Annotated in this window: 16 protein-coding genes and 1 tRNA gene; 7 read left to right on the top strand and 10 right to left on the bottom strand. The window is 66.1% G+C overall.

Annotated elements, in window-relative coordinates; genetic code table 11:
* Positions 1 to 56: 56 nt before the first annotated feature.
* The 5 genes from paaE to paaA all read right to left on the bottom strand — a co-directional run bounded on the left by paaE (position 57) and on the right by paaA (position 4,053).
* Positions 57 to 1,136: a 1,2-phenylacetyl-CoA epoxidase subunit PaaE gene (gene paaE / locus QGV54_RS15795; protein ID WP_281019746.1), complete on the bottom strand. Its 1,080-nt coding sequence runs from the start codon at positions 1,134 to 1,136 to the stop codon at positions 57 to 59.
* 12 nt (positions 1,137 to 1,148) lie between these two features.
* Positions 1,149 to 1,745, bottom strand: coding sequence for a 1,2-phenylacetyl-CoA epoxidase subunit PaaD (gene paaD, locus QGV54_RS15790; RefSeq protein WP_281019747.1), 597 nt, complete (start codon positions 1,743 to 1,745; stop codon positions 1,149 to 1,151).
* Positions 1,746 to 1,754: 9 nt separating this feature from the next.
* Entirely contained in the window at positions 1,755 to 2,528 is a 774-nt protein-coding gene (paaC, locus tag QGV54_RS15785; protein ID WP_281019748.1) for a 1,2-phenylacetyl-CoA epoxidase subunit PaaC, read from the bottom strand.
* A gap of 128 nt (positions 2,529 to 2,656) precedes the next feature.
* Entirely contained in the window at positions 2,657 to 2,947 is a 291-nt protein-coding gene (gene paaB, locus QGV54_RS15780; protein WP_281019749.1) for a 1,2-phenylacetyl-CoA epoxidase subunit PaaB, read from the bottom strand.
* Positions 2,948 to 3,075: 128 nt separating this feature from the next.
* Entirely contained in the window at positions 3,076 to 4,053 is a 978-nt protein-coding gene (gene paaA, locus QGV54_RS15775) for a 1,2-phenylacetyl-CoA epoxidase subunit PaaA (protein ID WP_281019750.1), read from the bottom strand.
* Positions 4,054 to 4,225: 172 nt separating this feature from the next.
* On the opposite strand from paaA, the gene QGV54_RS15770 reads away from it, so the two are divergent.
* Positions 4,226 to 4,300: transfer RNA gene (locus QGV54_RS15770), tRNA-Thr, on the top strand.
* Positions 4,301 to 4,487: 187 nt separating this feature from the next.
* On the opposite strand, the gene QGV54_RS15765 is transcribed toward QGV54_RS15770, so the two are convergent.
* The 5 genes from QGV54_RS15765 to QGV54_RS15745 all read right to left on the bottom strand — a co-directional run bounded on the left by QGV54_RS15765 (position 4,488) and on the right by QGV54_RS15745 (position 9,290).
* On the bottom strand, positions 4,488 to 5,588 hold the full coding sequence (locus QGV54_RS15765; RefSeq protein WP_281019751.1) for an iron-containing alcohol dehydrogenase: 1,101 nt from the start codon (positions 5,586 to 5,588) through the stop codon (positions 4,488 to 4,490).
* A 117-nt stretch (positions 5,589 to 5,705) separates the two neighbouring features.
* On the bottom strand, positions 5,706 to 6,272 hold the full coding sequence (locus QGV54_RS15760) for a hypothetical protein (protein ID WP_281019752.1): 567 nt from the start codon (positions 6,270 to 6,272) through the stop codon (positions 5,706 to 5,708).
* Positions 6,273 to 6,425: 153 nt separating this feature from the next.
* Complete coding sequence (locus QGV54_RS15755) at positions 6,426 to 7,037, bottom strand: holin family protein (protein WP_281019753.1); 612 nt, start codon at positions 7,035 to 7,037, stop codon at positions 6,426 to 6,428.
* Positions 7,028 to 7,642, bottom strand: a complete 615-nt coding sequence (locus QGV54_RS15750) for a holin-associated N-acetylmuramidase (RefSeq protein ID WP_281019754.1) — start codon at positions 7,640 to 7,642, stop codon at positions 7,028 to 7,030. The genes QGV54_RS15755 and QGV54_RS15750 overlap by 10 nt, the downstream gene beginning before the upstream one ends.
* Before the next feature lie 256 nt (positions 7,643 to 7,898).
* Positions 7,899 to 9,290 (bottom strand): aspartate aminotransferase family protein, encoded by a 1,392-nt coding sequence (locus QGV54_RS15745; protein ID WP_281019755.1) that lies wholly within the window; start codon positions 9,288 to 9,290, stop codon positions 7,899 to 7,901.
* 202 nt (positions 9,291 to 9,492) lie between these two features.
* On the opposite strand from QGV54_RS15745, the gene QGV54_RS15740 reads away from it, so the two are divergent.
* The 6 genes from QGV54_RS15740 to QGV54_RS15715 all read left to right on the top strand — a co-directional run bounded on the left by QGV54_RS15740 (position 9,493) and on the right by QGV54_RS15715 (position 15,944).
* Positions 9,493 to 11,106: a GMC family oxidoreductase gene (locus tag QGV54_RS15740; RefSeq protein ID WP_281019756.1), complete on the top strand. Its 1,614-nt coding sequence runs from the start codon at positions 9,493 to 9,495 to the stop codon at positions 11,104 to 11,106.
* Positions 11,103 to 11,531, top strand: a complete 429-nt coding sequence (locus QGV54_RS15735) for a hypothetical protein (RefSeq protein WP_281019757.1) — start codon at positions 11,103 to 11,105, stop codon at positions 11,529 to 11,531. Before QGV54_RS15740 ends, QGV54_RS15735 begins: the two co-directional genes overlap by 4 nt.
* Positions 11,532 to 11,674: 143 nt before the next feature.
* On the top strand, positions 11,675 to 12,526 hold the full coding sequence (locus tag QGV54_RS15730; protein WP_281019758.1) for a universal stress protein: 852 nt from the start codon (positions 11,675 to 11,677) through the stop codon (positions 12,524 to 12,526).
* A gap of 97 nt (positions 12,527 to 12,623) precedes the next feature.
* Positions 12,624 to 13,628, top strand: a complete 1,005-nt coding sequence (locus tag QGV54_RS15725; protein WP_281019759.1) for a membrane dipeptidase — start codon at positions 12,624 to 12,626, stop codon at positions 13,626 to 13,628.
* Complete coding sequence (locus QGV54_RS15720; RefSeq protein ID WP_281019760.1) at positions 13,625 to 15,328, top strand: hypothetical protein; 1,704 nt, start codon at positions 13,625 to 13,627, stop codon at positions 15,326 to 15,328. Before QGV54_RS15725 ends, QGV54_RS15720 begins: the two co-directional genes overlap by 4 nt.
* 4 nt (positions 15,329 to 15,332) lie before the next feature.
* Positions 15,333 to 15,944 carry a DUF3726 domain-containing protein gene (locus tag QGV54_RS15715; RefSeq protein WP_281019761.1) on the top strand — a complete coding sequence of 204 codons (612 nt, stop codon included), beginning with the start codon at positions 15,333 to 15,335 and terminating at the stop codon, positions 15,942 to 15,944.
* Positions 15,945 to 15,971: the final 27 nt, after the last annotated feature.

The raw sequence follows: 15,971 nt of genomic DNA, 5'->3' as shown, positions 1-15,971 counted from the left end.
TCCGCAACGGAATCCAACTGTTGCGACCGCGGTCCCGGACCTCCGGTTCGTGGTGCCTACCGCTGATCGAAATCCAGCACGACCGTGTCGGTGACCGGGGTGGCCTGGCAGGACAGCACGAACCCGGCGGCAATCTCGTCATCGTCCAGGGCGTAGGTCTTGTCCATGATGACCTCGCCCTCCACCAGCTTGCAGCGGCAGGTGCAGCACATGCCGCCCTTGCAGGCAAACGGCAGGTCGGCGCGGTTTTCCAGGGCCGCGTCCAGGATCGCCGTGCCATCGTCCACCATGTCGAAGTTGATCCGGTGGCCGTCGATGATCACCCCGATGTGGCGCACGGGCAGTTCCTCGCCCGGCTTCGCCACCCGTTTCGGCTTCGGGTTGCCGTCGACGGCGGGGGTGAACAGTTCGAAGCGGATGCGGTCGGCGGGCACGCCATGCGCCTTCAGCGCGGTGGAGACATTGCCGATCATCTCCTCCGGCCCGCAAAGCCACCAGGCATCAATCGCCGAAACATCGATCAGCTTGCCCAGCAGGGCCTCCGCCTTCTCCGTGTCGATCCTGCCGGAGAGCAGCGGCACGTCCATGCTCTCCCGTGACAGCACATGCACCAGGGTCAGGCGGGTCGGAAACCGGTTCTTCAGGTCCTCCAGTTCCTCCCGGAAGATCACCGACTGGGTCGTCCGGTTGCCATAGACCAGGGTCATCTCCGACTTCGGCTCCCCCGTCAGCACCGCCTTCACGATGGACAGGATCGGCGTGATGCCCGATCCGGCGGCGAAGGCGGCATAGCTGCCCGCGCGGTCGGGGTCGGCATCAAAGGTGAAGCGCCCGTCCGGCGTCATCACCTGCACCGTGTCGCCCGCCGTGATGCCGTCATTGGCGAAGCTGGAAAACAGGCCGCCCTCCACCTTCCGTATCGCCACCCGCAGGTCGTTGTCCGCCGGGCCGGAGCAGATGGAATAGGACCGGCGAATGTCGCGCCCGTCCACGGTCGCGCGCAGCGTCAGATACTGGCCGGGCACGAAGCGATAGTCCTCGCGCAGGTCATCCGGAACCTGAAAGGCGATGGAGACGGCGTCGTCCGTCTCGCGGCGGACCTCGACGACATTCAGGGTGTGGAATTTCGGTGCCATTCCGGGTCTCCGTCAGATGCACTTGAAGTAGTCAAAGGGTTCCTGACAGGCCTTGCAGCGCCAGAGCGCCTTGCAGGCCGTCGCGCCGAAGGCGCTGGTCATGACCGTGTCCGCCGATCCGCAATGGGGGCAGTCAACGTCGGGCACGGTGCCGGTCAGGTGGCGCTTGTCAGTGGCGCGGTGAGCCGGGGGGGCGATGCCCGCAGCCGCCATCTTCCGCCGCCCCTCCGCCGTGATGTCGTCGGACGACCATGGCGGACTGAGCACAAGATCGACCGTCACGCTGGCAAAGCCCGCGGCGGTGAGCTGTTCCCGGATCATCATCTGCATCAGGTCGGTGGCGGGGCAGCCGGTATAGGTCGGCGACATGCGCACCGTCACCGCATCGCCTCTCACCGCGACCCCGCGGATGACCCCCAGGTCGGGCAGCATGACGCTGGGGATCTCCGGATCGGGGACTGTCGCCAGCACGGTGCGGGCGCATTCCTCCGTCAGGGGGCCGGGCGTATTGCGGGCCTGCATCGGCGCCCCGGCAAAGCCCGCGAAGATCTCGTCGGGCAGGGCGGCACCGCTGGGCTTCGGGCGCGGGACAGGTGTGCGGGGCGACATCGACGTGGCTTACCAGTTCAGGCCGGGGAACTGGCGCTGCATGGACTGCATCTCCGCCAGCAGATAGCCCAGATGCTCTGTATGGCGTCCCTCGTGACGTCCGCCCAGCACCGACCAGGTCGCCGTCGGCCAGTCCAGCGTGGCCTCCGCCAGCACCGCCTCCACATCCGCCATCCAGGGGTCGCGCAGGCTCTCCAGGTCGGGGCCGATACCGGCTTCCGCCATCTGCCGGTCCACATCATCCATGTGGAAGAACTCGGCGGTGAAGCCCATCAGCTGCTCGAAGGCGGCGACGATGCGGGTGCGGCTCTCCTCCGTCCCGTCACCCATGCGGATGACCCAGCCGGAGGAATGGCGGCGGTGGTAGGTGATCTCCTTCACCGCCTTGGCCGCGATCTCCGCGATGCGTGCGTCCGTCGACCGTTCCAGCGCACGGAACAGCAGCAGGTTCCAGGCGTCGAACAGGAACTGCCGCGCCATGGTCTTCGCATAGTCGCCGTTCGGCTGTTCCACCAGCAGCAGGTTGTTGAAGTCCCGCTCCGGGCGCAGGAAGGCCAGGTCATCCTCAGTCCGGCCCTTGCCCTCCACCTCGCCCGCATACTGGTAGAACAGGCGCGCCTGTCCGATCAGGTCCAGCGCGACGTTGGTCAGCGCAATATCCTCTTCCATGATCGGCCCGTGGCCGCACCATTCCCCCAGCCGGTGGCAGAGGATGTGGCTGGTATCCCCCAGCCGCAGCAGATAGCGGAACAGGGCGTCGTTGTGATCGGCAGATGCGGTCATGTGGATGGCCTTGTTGTTTGCGGTCCGGTCCTCCCCTCTCCCCCTCCCGGCCACCCATTCAGGATAATCCCGTGGGTGGTCGGGAGGGGGAGAGGGGAGGACCGGTCAATCGAACCGTCTCCGGAGCCTCAGATGTTCGTCACTTCCTCGGGGATCGTGTAGAAGGTCGGGTGGCGATAGACCTTGCTCGCCGCCGGGTCGAACAGGCTGTCCTTGTCGGCGGGTTCGGAGGCCGTGATCTGGGCAGACGGCACCACCCAGATCGACACCCCTTCGGAGCGGCGGGTATAGAGGTCGCGCGCGTTCTGGATCGCCAGTTCCGCATCCGGTGCATGCAGGCTTCCGGCGTGCTTGTGGTGCAGGCCGTCACGGCTGCGGATGAAGACTTCCCACAGTGGCCATTCCTTGCGTGTCGTCATGTTGGTTGGGTCCTCTCTGGTGGCCTGTTCCATCCCTCTCCCCCTCCCGGCCACCCATTTCAGGATACTTGCGTGGGTGGCCGGGAGGGGGAGAGGGATGGAACAGTCAGACGTCAGGTTCTCTTCTCTCAGGCGGCCGACCTGGCGGCACGTTTCTTCTCGGCGTGGGCCAGCGCGGCTTCGCGTACCCAGGCACCGTCATCATGCGCGGTGCGGCGGGCATCCAGTCGGTCGCGGTTGCACAGGCCATCGCCCTTCACCACGCGCCAGAACTCGTCCCAGTCGATGGGACCGAAGTCATAGTGGCCGGTTTCCCCGTTCCACTTCAGGTCCGGGTCCGGGACCTTCAGCCCCAGATAGTCGGCCTGCGGAATGGTCATATCGACGAAGCGCTGGCGCAGATCGTCGTTGGACTGGCGCTTCACCTTCCACTTGAAGGCGATCTCCGAGTTCGGCGAGTCCGCGTCATGCGGGCCGAACATCATCAGGGCCGGCCACCACCAGCGGTTCAGCGCATCCTGCGCCATCGCCTTCTGCTCCGGCGCGCCATGCGCCAGCGTGGTGATGATCTCGAAGCCCTGGCGCTGGTGAAAGCTCTCTTCCTTGCAGATGCGCACCATGGCCCGGGCATAGGGCCCATAGGACGTGCGGCAGAGCGCCACCTGATTGACGATGGCCGCCCCGTCCACCAGCCAGCCGATCGTGCCGATGTCGGCCCAGGTCAGCGTCGGATAGTTGAAGATGGAGGAATATTTGGCCTTGCCCGAATGCAGGTCGGCCAGCATCTCGTCGCGGCTGGTGCCAAGGGTCTCGGCGGCGCTGTAGAGGTAGGCGGCGTGACCGGCCTCATCCTGGATCTTGGCCAGCAGCGCGGCCTTGCGGCGCAGGGTCGGCGCGCGCGTGATCCAGTTCCCCTCCGGCAGCATCCCGACATATTCGGAATGGGCATGCTGGGAGATCTGGCGGATCATGAACTTCCGGTACTTCTCCGGCATCCAGTCACGCGGCTCGACCCGCGTCTCCGCATCCAGACGCGCCTGGAACCTGGCCTCCAGTGCCGCCTCGTCCGCTGCCGTCACCAGTTCCGGCTTCTCGACCTCTGCCATGTCACGCACCCTCCGCATTCTGGTTCAGGCCTTGCCCAGCCTGTTCTGCCGATATGATACACAAAATGGCGGAACAATAAATAATTTTGTATCGCTTTGATTTCCGGACGCCAAAGCGCGCACAAACGGTTGACCCGGACCCGGTCGCGGGCTATGACGCGCGGCCTGCCATGCCGCCGTAGCTCAGGGGTAGAGCACTCCCTTGGTAAGGGAGAGGTCGAGTGTTCGAATCACTCCGGCGGCACCAGATCTTCCGGGAATTCAGGCGTCGTGCTGCACGCGATGTCGAACCGTGAAGAACGTCAGGGAATCCCCGCAGGTCACCCTCCTTGCTCTCCCGCCGCCTGTCACGACAAGTCTGAACCCGTACCTCGCCGACATATCGACAATGGCTTTCTGCCAAGCTGGACGCCTGGCAGGGTAAAGCAGTTCGCCTACCACATGTCGTCGAGCAGCTTGGTCAGGGCATCCCTGGTGGCGATATCGGCGTCGGGTGCGCCGAGATAGCTGAGTTCGTGCGCCACGGCCTCGGCGACCTGCGGGATCTCCTCTCGCACGGCGCTGGTCTGGGAGAGCCGTCGCGGAACATCGAGCGTGTCGAGAAAGGCCTCGATTGCAGGCGCGGCCGCGTCGCCGTCGGGCATGCCCATGGCGCGGGCGATCTTCGCCTGCGCGTCGCGCGTCCGCTGGTGCAGGAAGCGCGCGGCGCCCGGAAGGGCGATGCAGGAGGTGACACCGTGCGGAACGTCCCAACGGGCGCCGATCTGGTGACCCAGCGGATGGCTCAGCCGGAAGCCGACGTTCTTGGCGCTCAACAGGCCCCAGATCGATTTCCACGCCGCATGCTGGCAGGCCAGCCGGTCCTCCAGCGCATTCGGGTCACTGGAACGGGCCAGATGCGCCGTAAGATCGGCAATGGCGCCAAGCCGGAGCGTTTCCAGGAACGGATGACAGACCGGCCACCAGAGTCCCTCGATCGCATGGTCGAGGGCCTTGAGGCCCGTGGTGAGCCAGAGCTCGGTCGGCGTGGCCTGCGTCAGTTCCGGGTCGTAGAGGATCACCCCGGGTTGCGTCGCCGGGTCGACATGGACGTGCTTGACGCGTGTCGTTTCGTCCGTGATGCCGGCGGCGTAGGTAAACTCGCCTGCCGAGAGTGTCGTCGGTATGACGATCTGGTGCGGTGCGGCGTGGCCTGCTTCGACCAGTCGCATGACGACCATCTTGGCGGTATCGATCGGGCTGCCGCCGCCGAAGACGACGAGGACGTCGGCCTGCGCATCCTTCGCCTGCGCGACGCAGGCATCGACGGTGCCGGCGGGCACATGCTGGCCGCATTCTGCAAAGGTGCCGGCGTGTGCGGCGCCGAGCGCGCGCTCGACCCGTGCGACGAGGTCTGTCTTCGTCGCCAGTGTTCGGCCGGTGAGCACGAGCGCGCGCCTGACGCCCAAATGCTCGACGATGCCCGACAGTTCCTTCAGCGCACCGATGCCGCTGACGACGCGGTCAGGCCCGCATTCCGTGAAATCATAGATCATTCTTTCCTCCCCCATAGTGTCGCCCGGTTGCTTCGTTCCCCGGTTCCCGACCAGCGGATTGTAGCGCTTTCCGGGTCTGATCGCGATGGCGGGCCTGTGCCGGGGTGAACCGCAGCTTCACCTGTCAGGATCCAGCAGTCCGAACCGTGTGATCGGGCAATCCGGCAGGAACGTCTCCATCGTCTTGCCCTGCTTCATCTCCACATGCGCGGTCAGCGCGTGGGAAAGGGTCCGGCCGTCCTGCGACAGGGGCAGGTCCAGGCCGAGGACGGTGATGTAGGACCGGTCGTGCTGGGCCAGGTTGCCGCTGGCGATACCGATGAAGGGGTGCTGCGCCATGGCCTCGAAGTAGCGGAACTCCGTATTGCGCCAGGCGTCCGGATTGGCGGCGGCGGAGCCGAGCTGGCGGTTGGTATAGTCCACGCCCCACCAGTCGGTGAGCCTTGTTCCCCAGAGCACGAAGCGGACGTCGAAGGGGTCATGCGTGATCCGGGCGATGGCGACGCGGCCCCGCCAGCCCCGGAAGTCGGCAAAATCGAAGGCGCTGCGGAGCGGCAGACCGACATTTTCCGTCCGCTTGCCCTGCCAAAGGGTCACCAGGTCGGCAAACGGCCCGAACGCGGCAGGGGGCGTGTCGAGCGGACACGTCCCGTACTGCCAGTTGGTCGTGCCGTCCTGTTTCACCCAATCCCGTCCTTGCCAGCCGTTGCCCTTGCTGATGCACACATGTGGTCCCGGGGACACTCCTGCAACTCGCCACGGTCTGCCGCATTGCGGACAGGCCGATGTCAGCGACGACGGCAACAGGTCCTGCGGGCTTGACGCACAGGGTCACGCTCACGTGTGTCCGGGGTCCCCGTTCATGGTGCGTCGACGGTTCCATTCCAGGATCGCGGCATTGCTGAGGGGGCGATCCGTTCGGCTCATCTCCCGCTGGAAGGCCTCGTCCTCCATGCGCGCGACACCCGGCGTGGCAGCGGATCGCAGGGTGCGGAGCTTCGAGATGTTCTCGACGACCGCGCTCACCTTCCGGTGTTGCGTGGCGGCCTCCGTGCGGTTCTTCCGTCCATGGGAGAGTTCCCGTGCGCCGAAGAAGAAGCCGACGATCGCGCCAAGCAGATACCAGAGTTCGTCCGGCACCAGGTTCAGCCCCTCCATACGGATCGCGAAGCCCACGGGGTCGCCCATGGCATAGGCAAACAGTCCGACGGTGCCGAGCGCGAGCAGTGGGCGCGGCAGGCGGTTCAGACCGTCCACCAGCGCATCCCACCAGGTCCGGTTCTCCAGACGGCGAAATTCCGCTGCATACTGGTTGAGTGTGGTCATGGTCTCGTCATGGTGCTGCGCCTGACCTGCGGCCTTGTCCCCGACGAAGACCCGGCCCACATTCGCGACCGCTTCGCCCACACCGGACAGGCCACCGAACAGCAGATCGCGGATCATGCCCATGACGCGATCCTTTCGTGATGTGCGGAATCGGTCAGGTGGAAACTGTTGGAAATGAATGCCTCGGCGCGGGTGATCCAGCCGCCCTTGCCGCCGTCGCGACGGCGGGCAAAGCCGCGCAGCCGCGGATTGCGCTCCGCGATGCGATAGTAGTAGTCGCGCCGCTCGATGCCGTAGGCATCGACCAGCAGGCTGCCCATGGCATCATGCGCACGATGGGCCGCGTCTCCAGTTGCCGGGCCGATGACACCATCCACGGTGACCGGCCCGAAGCCGGTCCGGTTCAGCAGGCTCTGCAATATCCGCCCGGCATTGGCACCGGCGTTGACCTGCATGTCGAAGAGGCTGGGCTGAAGCGGCTCCGGCAGGCGCCAGATGCCGGGCTTGCGGTAGTAGTGCTCCCTGAAGATGCCGATGGCGTCGTCGAGGGTCAGGCGGCGGACGTCGTCGCGATCCGTATCCCCGTCGCCGTCCAGATCGAGACCGAGCCGCCGCAGGGTATGGATCGTCACCCCGTGCTTCGTGGCCCCGCCCGGATCGTCCGGATGATCCACATAACCGCCCTCGCGCGCCACGATGGCGGCGGCAATCGCGTCAACCGATTGCATGTCATGTCCTCCACAGGTCCCGTGTTTCAGATGAAACTCAGGATTGTCCCTGCGGATGAAATGAGTCGGGGATGGTGGAGATTTATGTCGCTGACCGTTCCTCCCCTCTCCCCCTCCCGGCCACCCGTTTCAGGATACTTGCGTGGGGGGCCGGGAGGGGGAGAGGGGAGGAACGGTCCACAGACAAGTCGTAGACACGACCAACCATGCCGCCCCCGGCGAGGGGCGGAAGGGTCAGTCGTGAACCGGATCGCGATCAGGCGGCGGCGCGCAGGCCTTCCTTCTCGACCCACAGGGTGGTGTCGTCCAGGGCCTTCTCGAAGCTGTCGAACATCAAGTTGATCTCTTCCGCGGTGATGACGAGCGGCGGGCAGAAGCCCAGCGCATCGCCCATGGCGCGGGTGATCAGGCCGTGTTCCTGGGCCTGGCCCATGCAATAGGCACCGACCATCTGCTTCGGATTGAACGGCTTGCCCGTCGCCTTGTCGGCCACCAGCTCGATGGCACCGACCAGACCGACACCGCGGGTGTTGCCGACCAGCGGATGATCGGCGAAGGAATGCAGGCGCTTCTGCATCACCGGAGCGATCTCCCGCACGTGGTCCATGATCTTCCGCTCTTCCATCAGCTGCATGGTGCGCAGTGCGACGGCAGCGGCGACCGGATGCGCCGAGTAGGTGAAGCCGTGGGCAAAGGTGCCGATCTTCTTCGACTGGTCGACCATGGCATCGAAGATGCGGTCATTGACCATGATGCCGGAGATCGGCTGGTAGGCACTGGAGAGCTGCTTGGCGACGGACATGGAATCCGGCTCGATGTCAAAGGTTTCGCAGCCCCACATGTTGCCGGTCCGGCCGAAGCCGCAGATGACCTCGTCGGCAATCATCATCACGTCGTACTTGCGCAGCACGGCCTGGATCTTCGGGAAGTAGCCCGCGGGCGGAACCAGCACGCCACCGGCACCGCAGACGGGCTCGGCGATGAAGGCGGCAACCGTTTCCGGCCCCTCCTGAATGATCCGCTCCTCCAGCTCCTGCGCCAGGCGGGTGGAATATTCCTCTTCCGTCTCGCCCGGCTGCATGCCGCGATAGGGGAACGCCATGGAGACATGACCGATTCCGGCGATGGGCAGGTCGAATTCGGCATGGTTCGCGGGCAGGCCGGTCAGCGAGGCGGCGGCGACGGTGACACCGTGATAGCCCTTCTCCCGCGCCAGGATCTTCTTCTTCTCCGGGCGACCGAGCGCATTGTTGACGTACCACTGCAGCTTGACCTGGCAGTCATTGGCCTCGGAACCGGAGTTGGCGAAGAACACCTTCGACATGGCCTTCGGCGCGATCTCGATCAGCTTCTCCGCCAGTTCGATGGAGGGCATGGAGCTCTTGTGGCCGAACTGGTGATAGAACGGCAGCTTGCGCATCTGCTCGACCGCAGCGTCGATCAGCTCCTCCTCGCCGAAACCGAAGGACGCGCACCACAGGCCCGCCATGCCCTCGATATATTCCTTGCCCTCGTCATCCCAGACGCGGACGCCCTTGCCCTTCTCGATGATCAGCGGACCCTTGGTGCGATGCAGGTCGAGATTGGTGTAGGGATGGATCAGGTTGCGGATGTCCCGGGCTGCCGGGGAATTGCCGATATCGTTCATGGGTGTCCTCCACTGGCGCGCCCGCGTTCAATTGGCGGGGGCTCTACGGAATGGGGCCTTATACGCCGCTTCCGCCCGCTGTTGCGAGTGAATTCCTGACCGGGTCGCGACGCGCGGGAAGTTGGTGCAGTTGCATCCAAGTGGCCATCGCACGGAAACGTCTAGAATCGCTGGTGTTCTGTGGATTTGCGGGGGTGGACAGATGGGTGAGATTGCCGAGGTGCTGATCATCGGGGCCGGTGCATCCGGCGCCGTAGCGGCGAAGCATCTGGCGGAAGCCGGGGTCGGGGTTGTCTGTCTGGAACAGGGCCGCGAGGTCTCATCGGACGAATTCTACGGCGACAAGCCGGAATGGGAGCTGATGTCGCAGCGGCTTTGGCATCCGAACCCCAACGTGCGGGGGCTGGCCACGGATTATCCCATCGACACCAGCGAGTCGGATGTGAACCCGCTGATGTTCGCGGGTGTTGGCGGCTCCACGCTGATCTATGCGGCCCACTGGCAACGCTTCATGCCCTCCGACTTCCGCGTGAGGAGCCTTGACGGCGTGGCTGACGACTGGCCCTTCACCTATCAGGATCTGGAACCCTTCTACGATCACATGGATGTGGAGATGGGAGTGTCCGGCCTGGCCGGGGACCCGGCCTATCCGCCAATGACACCGCCCCCGCTGCCGCCGCTGCCCATCGGCAGGATCGGGCGGCTGGCGGCGAAGGGCATGAACGAACTCGGCTGGCACTGGTGGCCCGCACCGCAGGCCATCCCGTCGCGCGCCTACCGCGGTCGCAGCCAGTGCGCCCGCCGTGGCACCTGCATGCAGGGCTGCCCGGAACAGGCCAAGGCCTCCACCGACCTGACCCACTGGCCGGATGCGATTGCCCACGGCGCACAACTGATCACCGGCGCACGGGTGCGGGAGATCACGGTGAATGCGCAGGGGCTGGCCAGCGGCGCGATCTGGATCGACCGCGACGGGGTGGAGCATCACCAGCGGGCGGAAAAGGTGATTGTCTGTGCCAATGGGGTCGGCACGCCGCGCCTGCTGCTGCTCTCCGGCGGTGACCGGTTCGCAGGCGGGCTGGCCAATTCGTCGGGGCTGGTGGGGCGCAACCTGATGATGCACCCCTATGCCGCCACCGTCGGCTATTTCGACGAGCCTCTCGACAGCTGGCTCGGCCCGGCGGGGCAGGCGATCCATTCGATGCAGTTCTACGAGACCGACAAGTCACGCGGCTTCGTCAGGGGCGCGAAGTGGAATGCCATGCCGACCGGCGGGCCGCTGGGCATGCGCTCCGCCTATGGCGGCGCACCGCTGGAGGAAGCCTGGGGCGAGAACCTGCACCGGGCGACGCAGAAGCGCTTCGGCCATTCCTTCGAATGGGGGATCATCGCCGAAGACCTGCCGGACCCGGAGAACCGTGTCGTGCTGGACGACAGCCTGACGGACACGGACGGCATCCCCAGCCCGAAGATCATCTACCGCAACTCCGACAACACGGAGAAGCTGATCGCCTTCCACCTGGACCGGCAGCGGGAGGCGATGGAGGCTGCGGGCGCCAAGAGCATCTCCACCACCACCCTGATGCGGGATTGCGGCTGGCATCTGATGGGCACCTGCCGCATGGGCAATGACCCCGAGACCTCCGTGCTGGACCAGTGGGGCACCAGCCACGATGTGCCCAACCTGCATGTGCTGGACGGCAGCACCTTCGTCACCTCGTCAGGGTTCAACCCCACCGCCACGATCTGTGCCATCGCGCTCCGCTCGGTGATGCACATGATCGAGACCCGCGCCGACCAGAGGGTTGCATCATGAATGCCCTGTCCGACACCCGGCGCGCGGCGCTGAATGCCATCGGTGATGTCCTGATCCCGGCGGCCCTGGGCATGCCCCGCTTCACGGACGCGGGCGACGTCGATGCAATGGTCGATCACGTACTGGCACTGCGGCCCGAACTGACCGGGAGCCTGAACCAGGCGCTGGACCGGGTCGGGGCAGGGGAGGCGGCTGCCGCGGCCGCGGAGCGCCTGAACCGGGAAGACCCGGACGGACTCGCCACCATCGGGCTGGTCGCTTCCTCCGCCTACTACATGATGCCGGAGGTGCGGCAGATCATGGGCTACCGCGGTCAGGAACAGCGCCCGGCGACCGTCGATGAGGAACACGACTACATGCGCGACAACCTGTTGCAGCCGGTGATCGACCGGGGGCCGATCTATCGCGACCCGGACAGCGGTTGACGGCAGGAATGGCCGGTTCGCATCCAACCGGCACCTGCAGCGGATCGTTTGCAGAAAATTCGGTCGCTTGATCCTGATCAAGGTGATTGTTGCGACATGGCGCGATGCTGAGGGTCGGAAATGATCAAACGGGAGCAAGCGCCATGTCCTATCGCAACATTCTCACGGTCGTCGATGAAGTCGGAAAACCGGACCAGACGATCGGTGCCGCCATCAAGCTGGCGGAACAGCATCAGGCTCATCTGACCGGCCTGCACGTCGCAGCCGACCCCATAATGCAGCTCTACTTCGATGGTCCCATCTCGCAGGACGTGCTGGTCTCGCTCCGGGAGCAGGCACAGCTTTCCGTGCAGCGCGCGGAGGCGACCTTCGGCAAGATCCTGGGGCAGAGCACCCTGTCCAACGACTTCCGCAGCCAGATCGCCGCCACCTCGGTGATCGACGAGGTCATTGCCATGCATGCCCGGCACGCCGATCTGGTGGTGCTGACCCAGTCCGATCCGGCAAAGGAACGCACGGCGGGCAATGCGATGCCGGAAGAGGTGATCCTGCAGGGCGGTCGCCCCGTGCTGGTGATCCCCTATGTCGGCATCGGCCATGACTTCGGCCACAACGTGCTGGTCGGCTGGGACGGCAGCCGGGAGGCGGCGCGGGCCATGAACGACGCCCTGCCGATCCTCGCCACCGCGGACAAGGTGACCGTCATGTCGGTGAACCCGAAGACGAGTACCGGTGGCACCGGTGGCACCGGTGAAGTGGCCGGCGCCGACATTGCCCTGCACCTGGCCCGGCATGACATCAAGGTCGAGGTGATGCACGAGACATCCCACGACCTCAGCCCCGACCAGGTGATCCTGTCCCGCGCCGCGGAACTGGACATCGACATGCTCGTCCTCGGCGCCTACGGCACCCCGCGCCTCCGCGAGCGCCTGTTCGGCGGCGTCACCCGCAGCCTGCTGCACGAAATGACCGTACCCACCCTGTTCTCCCACTGATCGGGGAGACGACGCTTCGCACCAGTCCGCAAACCTGTACGGCGCATCCCTGATCCATTAAGGCTGTTGGGTCAGTGAGGGCCGGGAGGTTTGCGGGATGGTGGATGCGAGGCGGGCGGATGTGCCGCTGCTGATCGACGGGTTGCAGTACAGCAACTGGTCGGAGGCGATCTTCCGGCAGATGAACGCGGTGGGCCTCGCCTGCGTGCATGTCACCATCTGCTATCACGAGGACTTCCGGGAGACGGTGGAGAATGTCATCGCCTGGAACCGCCGCTTCGAGGCCTACCCCGACCTGATCGTGCCGGGGCGCACGGCGGCGGATGTGCTGGCGGCGCGCGACAGCGGGCGGACGGCGATCATCTTCGGCTTCCAGAACCCGTCCCCGATCGAGGATGACATCGGCCTGGTCGAGGTCTGGCACCAGCTCGGCGCGCGCTTCATGCAGCTCTCCTACAACAACCAGAGCCTGCTCGCGACCGGCTGCTACGAGGCGGAGGACCCCGGCATCACCCGCATGGGCCGACAGGTCATCGCGGAGATGAACAGGGTCGGGGTGGTGGTGGACATGAGCCATTCGGCGGAGCGTTCGACGCTGGAGGCCATCGAGCATTCCAGCCGCCCCATCGCCATCACCCACGCCAATCCGTCGTTCTGGCATCCGGCCCTGCGCAACAAGTCCGACGCGGTGCTGCGCGCCCTGGGGCAGAGTGGCGGAATGCTCGGCTTTTCCCTCTATCCGCATCATCTGGCGGGCAAGTCCGACTGCACCGTGGACGGTTTCTGCACCATGGTGGCGCAGGCGGCGGAACTGATGGGCGTGGAGCACATCGGCTTCGGCAGCGACCTCTGCCAGGACCAGCCGGATTCGGTGGTGGAATGGATGCGCAACGGCACCTGGACCCGCGCGAAGGACTTCGGCGAAGGCTCCGCCAGCGACGCGGGCTTCCCGCCACAGCCGGACTGGTTCGCCGACAGTCTCGGTTTCGCGAACATCGTCGACGGGCTGCGCGCAGTCGGCTTCTCGGCCGAGGATGTGGCGCGGATCGCGGGTGGCAACTGGCTCGACTTCTTCGAACGTTCCTTCGGTCCGGCCCCATGACGGCAGCGGTGCAGACATCGCCGCCCGCCGTGCCTTTGCGCCCCGCCGATGAGGTGATGCGCCTGTCCCGCATGGGGGCCTCGTTCCCGACACGGCTGAGTTTCATGCGCAGCCTGCTGCGGCGGATGCATGGGGAGGGCTGGCGATTCGAACAGCGGCGCTTCGATCTGGATGCGCAGGGGTTCGGCACTGTCGTGCTGACCGCCCACACACCGGAGCAGGCCTATTCGCTGGTGGTCTTCTCGCACGACCTGCCGCCGGAGAAGCGCACCGACCGGGTCATCGCGGAGGCCTGGGACGCGACCTTCAGCCTGTATGACGGCATCCCCTCCGATGCCGACATTGCGCGGCTGGCGGCCAATACCCCGAAGCAGGAGGCCGGGCGCTTCACATCGCGGGAGCTGGTGCTGGGCCGCGCCAACCGCAGCCTGCGCCTGTTCAGCCATGTGACGGCGCGACTCTCGGCGGGGCAGCAGCCGGATATCGGGACACTGTCCGGCGTCGGCTATCTGATGCGCACCACCGCCGTCTACGGCAGCGGCAAGTTCGGCTGCGGCGACCGGGCGCTGATTGCCGACCGCCCCGAACTGCAGGGCGCGTTCCAGGTGGAGATGCTGGCTGTCTGGCTGTTCCGCTGGTTCACCGTGATGCTGATCGAGCATCTGGCGCGGGTGCGTGGCGGCGACAGCGCCGTTCCGCTTGCTCCGGAGGTTCGGGATTTTCTGGGTGTCGGCAATGCCACCGGGCTGGGCATGGCACCCTTTCTGGGGCGCCACCCCCAACTGGTTCATGCCTGGGTGACCGCGCGGGAGACGGCGCTGGCGCGGGTGCGGTCCCTGGCGGAGGGGGCGGATGAAACACGTGCCGCCTTCCTGCGGTTGCTGGTCCGGGCGCGGCAGCATGTGAGTGAATGGCAGGTCGATGACCCGCAGCAGATGGCGCGGATCGAAGAGCTGCACCAGGATCTGGCGCGCCTGTCGGAGGCGGCACCGGGACTGCTCGACGCGACGACGCCATGGGACCGGATCTGGCAGTTCGGTCAGGCGCGGCTGGGGGTGGAGGCGCAGGAACTGCTGCTGGCGCTGCTGCTGGAGCCGCATGGCGCGCTGGTCGATGATCTGGCGGACCGGATGCATGTGTCCGAACACCTGGCCCTCGATCCGGCGATGCGGCTTTCGGAGCTGCGCCGCCTGATCGCGGCACAACAGGGCTGGGTCGATGCGCTCGCGCTGGACGGGCCGGAGGCGGAGGCGCGTTTCTGGTACTATTCGGAGGAGAAGCTGGAGCCGCGCCTGGGTCACCGTCACGCCGAACCCGGTGGCATGCTGGAGATGCCGCTCGCCTTCGCCCGTGACATACGACGCCTTGTGGCCGATCTGGCGCAGGCTGAAGCCGTGGACGACACCATCGTTGCCGCATTCCTGCTCCGCCACCCGCAGCATCGCCATACGGTGCGCCGGGTGCAGTCCATCGCCGGTCTCGACTATGCGGAGGTGCGGGACAATCTGGTGGCGGACGGGGTCCGGCCCATTGACCTGCTGCGGTTCAAGCTGGCCTTCTTCGGGGCCTCGAAATTCGATCCCAAGTCCGATCTCTGGACCCGCATCACCCTGTTTCAGGGCGCGCCGCAGCCGGACGGTCTGGCGGATGCGGACCCGGACGGCTGGGCCTTCGCCATCCGGCCCGTGCAGGTGAACTGATCCCGTGGCCGCGCTGCATCTCTCGTTTGGCGAACTTTCCTTCTACTGCTGTCGGGCAGCCTTTGGCGCAGGGCTGCCCTGGGGACTGGCCGAGGATGCGGCGGTGACGGCCGTCTGGCTGGCGCAACAGGGCCGGGATCCGGCACCCCTGCTGGCGGTGGCGCTGGCTTCCCTGACCGGGGATGCCGCCGAAACCGCCGTGAAACAGGAACCGGCGGAGACCGCGACCGTGTTGATGGCGGACGGGGAGAGGCCACTTTCGGCGCTGGTATCCGGCCCTTCTGCCGCGGACTGGTGGCAGGTCCTGAAACAGGATCCGGCCGCCCGGCTGGTGGTGCGGAATGTAGACGTGCCGGGTTGGGTGATCGCCTGCATCGCGTCACGGACCGGCGACGGTCCGACGGGTGTTCAGGCTGACGACGGGCCGGGCGACGTGGTGATGTCTGCGGATGGCGGCGGGGCAGGATCGTCCGGTGAAACGGCACATGCGGGCCTTGTCGCCGTGGACCAGAGCGCCTGGACGATCGTGCAACGACACTTCCACCTCTCCCTGGTGCCTTCGACCGATGCGTCCCGGTCTGCGGGGGCGGGCGCGGGGCTGGTGGATACGGATTGAGACGGACAGGAAGCAGGAGCGAGCAAT

Origin of the sequence: Minwuia sp. IMCC3060 (genome assembly GCF_029909435.1) — a bacterium.
In the GTDB taxonomy this organism is placed as follows: domain Bacteria; phylum Pseudomonadota; class Alphaproteobacteria; order Minwuiales; family Minwuiaceae; genus Minwuia.
The sequence above is the reverse complement of the archived record's forward strand: the minus strand, read 5'-3'. Positions and strand labels throughout refer to the sequence as shown.

Bases quoted from the DNA above. Each gene is read 5' to 3' on its own strand.
- paaE (WP_281019746.1), bottom strand. From the start codon at position 1,136: ATGGCACCGAAATTCCACACCCTGAATGTCGTCGAGGTCCGCCGCGAG.
- paaD (WP_281019747.1), bottom strand. From the start codon at position 1,745: ATGTCGCCCCGCACACCTGTCCCGCGCCCGAAGCCCAGCGGTGCCGCC.
- paaC (WP_281019748.1), bottom strand. From the start codon at position 2,528: ATGACCGCATCTGCCGATCACAACGACGCCCTGTTCCGCTATCTGCTG.
- paaB (WP_281019749.1), bottom strand. From the start codon at position 2,947: ATGACGACACGCAAGGAATGGCCACTGTGGGAAGTCTTCATCCGCAGC.
- paaA (WP_281019750.1), bottom strand. From the start codon at position 4,053: ATGGCAGAGGTCGAGAAGCCGGAACTGGTGACGGCAGCGGACGAGGCG.
- QGV54_RS15765 (WP_281019751.1), bottom strand. From the start codon at position 5,588: ATGATCTATGATTTCACGGAATGCGGGCCTGACCGCGTCGTCAGCGGC.
- QGV54_RS15755 (WP_281019753.1), bottom strand. From the start codon at position 7,037: ATGGGCATGATCCGCGATCTGCTGTTCGGTGGCCTGTCCGGTGTGGGC.
- QGV54_RS15750 (WP_281019754.1), bottom strand. From the start codon at position 7,642: ATGCAATCGGTTGACGCGATTGCCGCCGCCATCGTGGCGCGCGAGGGC.
- QGV54_RS15745 (WP_281019755.1), bottom strand. From the start codon at position 9,290: ATGAACGATATCGGCAATTCCCCGGCAGCCCGGGACATCCGCAACCTG.
- QGV54_RS15740 (WP_281019756.1), top strand. From the start codon at position 9,493: ATGGGTGAGATTGCCGAGGTGCTGATCATCGGGGCCGGTGCATCCGGC.
- QGV54_RS15735 (WP_281019757.1), top strand. From the start codon at position 11,103: ATGAATGCCCTGTCCGACACCCGGCGCGCGGCGCTGAATGCCATCGGT.
- QGV54_RS15730 (WP_281019758.1), top strand. From the start codon at position 11,675: ATGTCCTATCGCAACATTCTCACGGTCGTCGATGAAGTCGGAAAACCG.
- QGV54_RS15725 (WP_281019759.1), top strand. From the start codon at position 12,624: ATGGTGGATGCGAGGCGGGCGGATGTGCCGCTGCTGATCGACGGGTTG.
- QGV54_RS15720 (WP_281019760.1), top strand. From the start codon at position 13,625: ATGACGGCAGCGGTGCAGACATCGCCGCCCGCCGTGCCTTTGCGCCCC.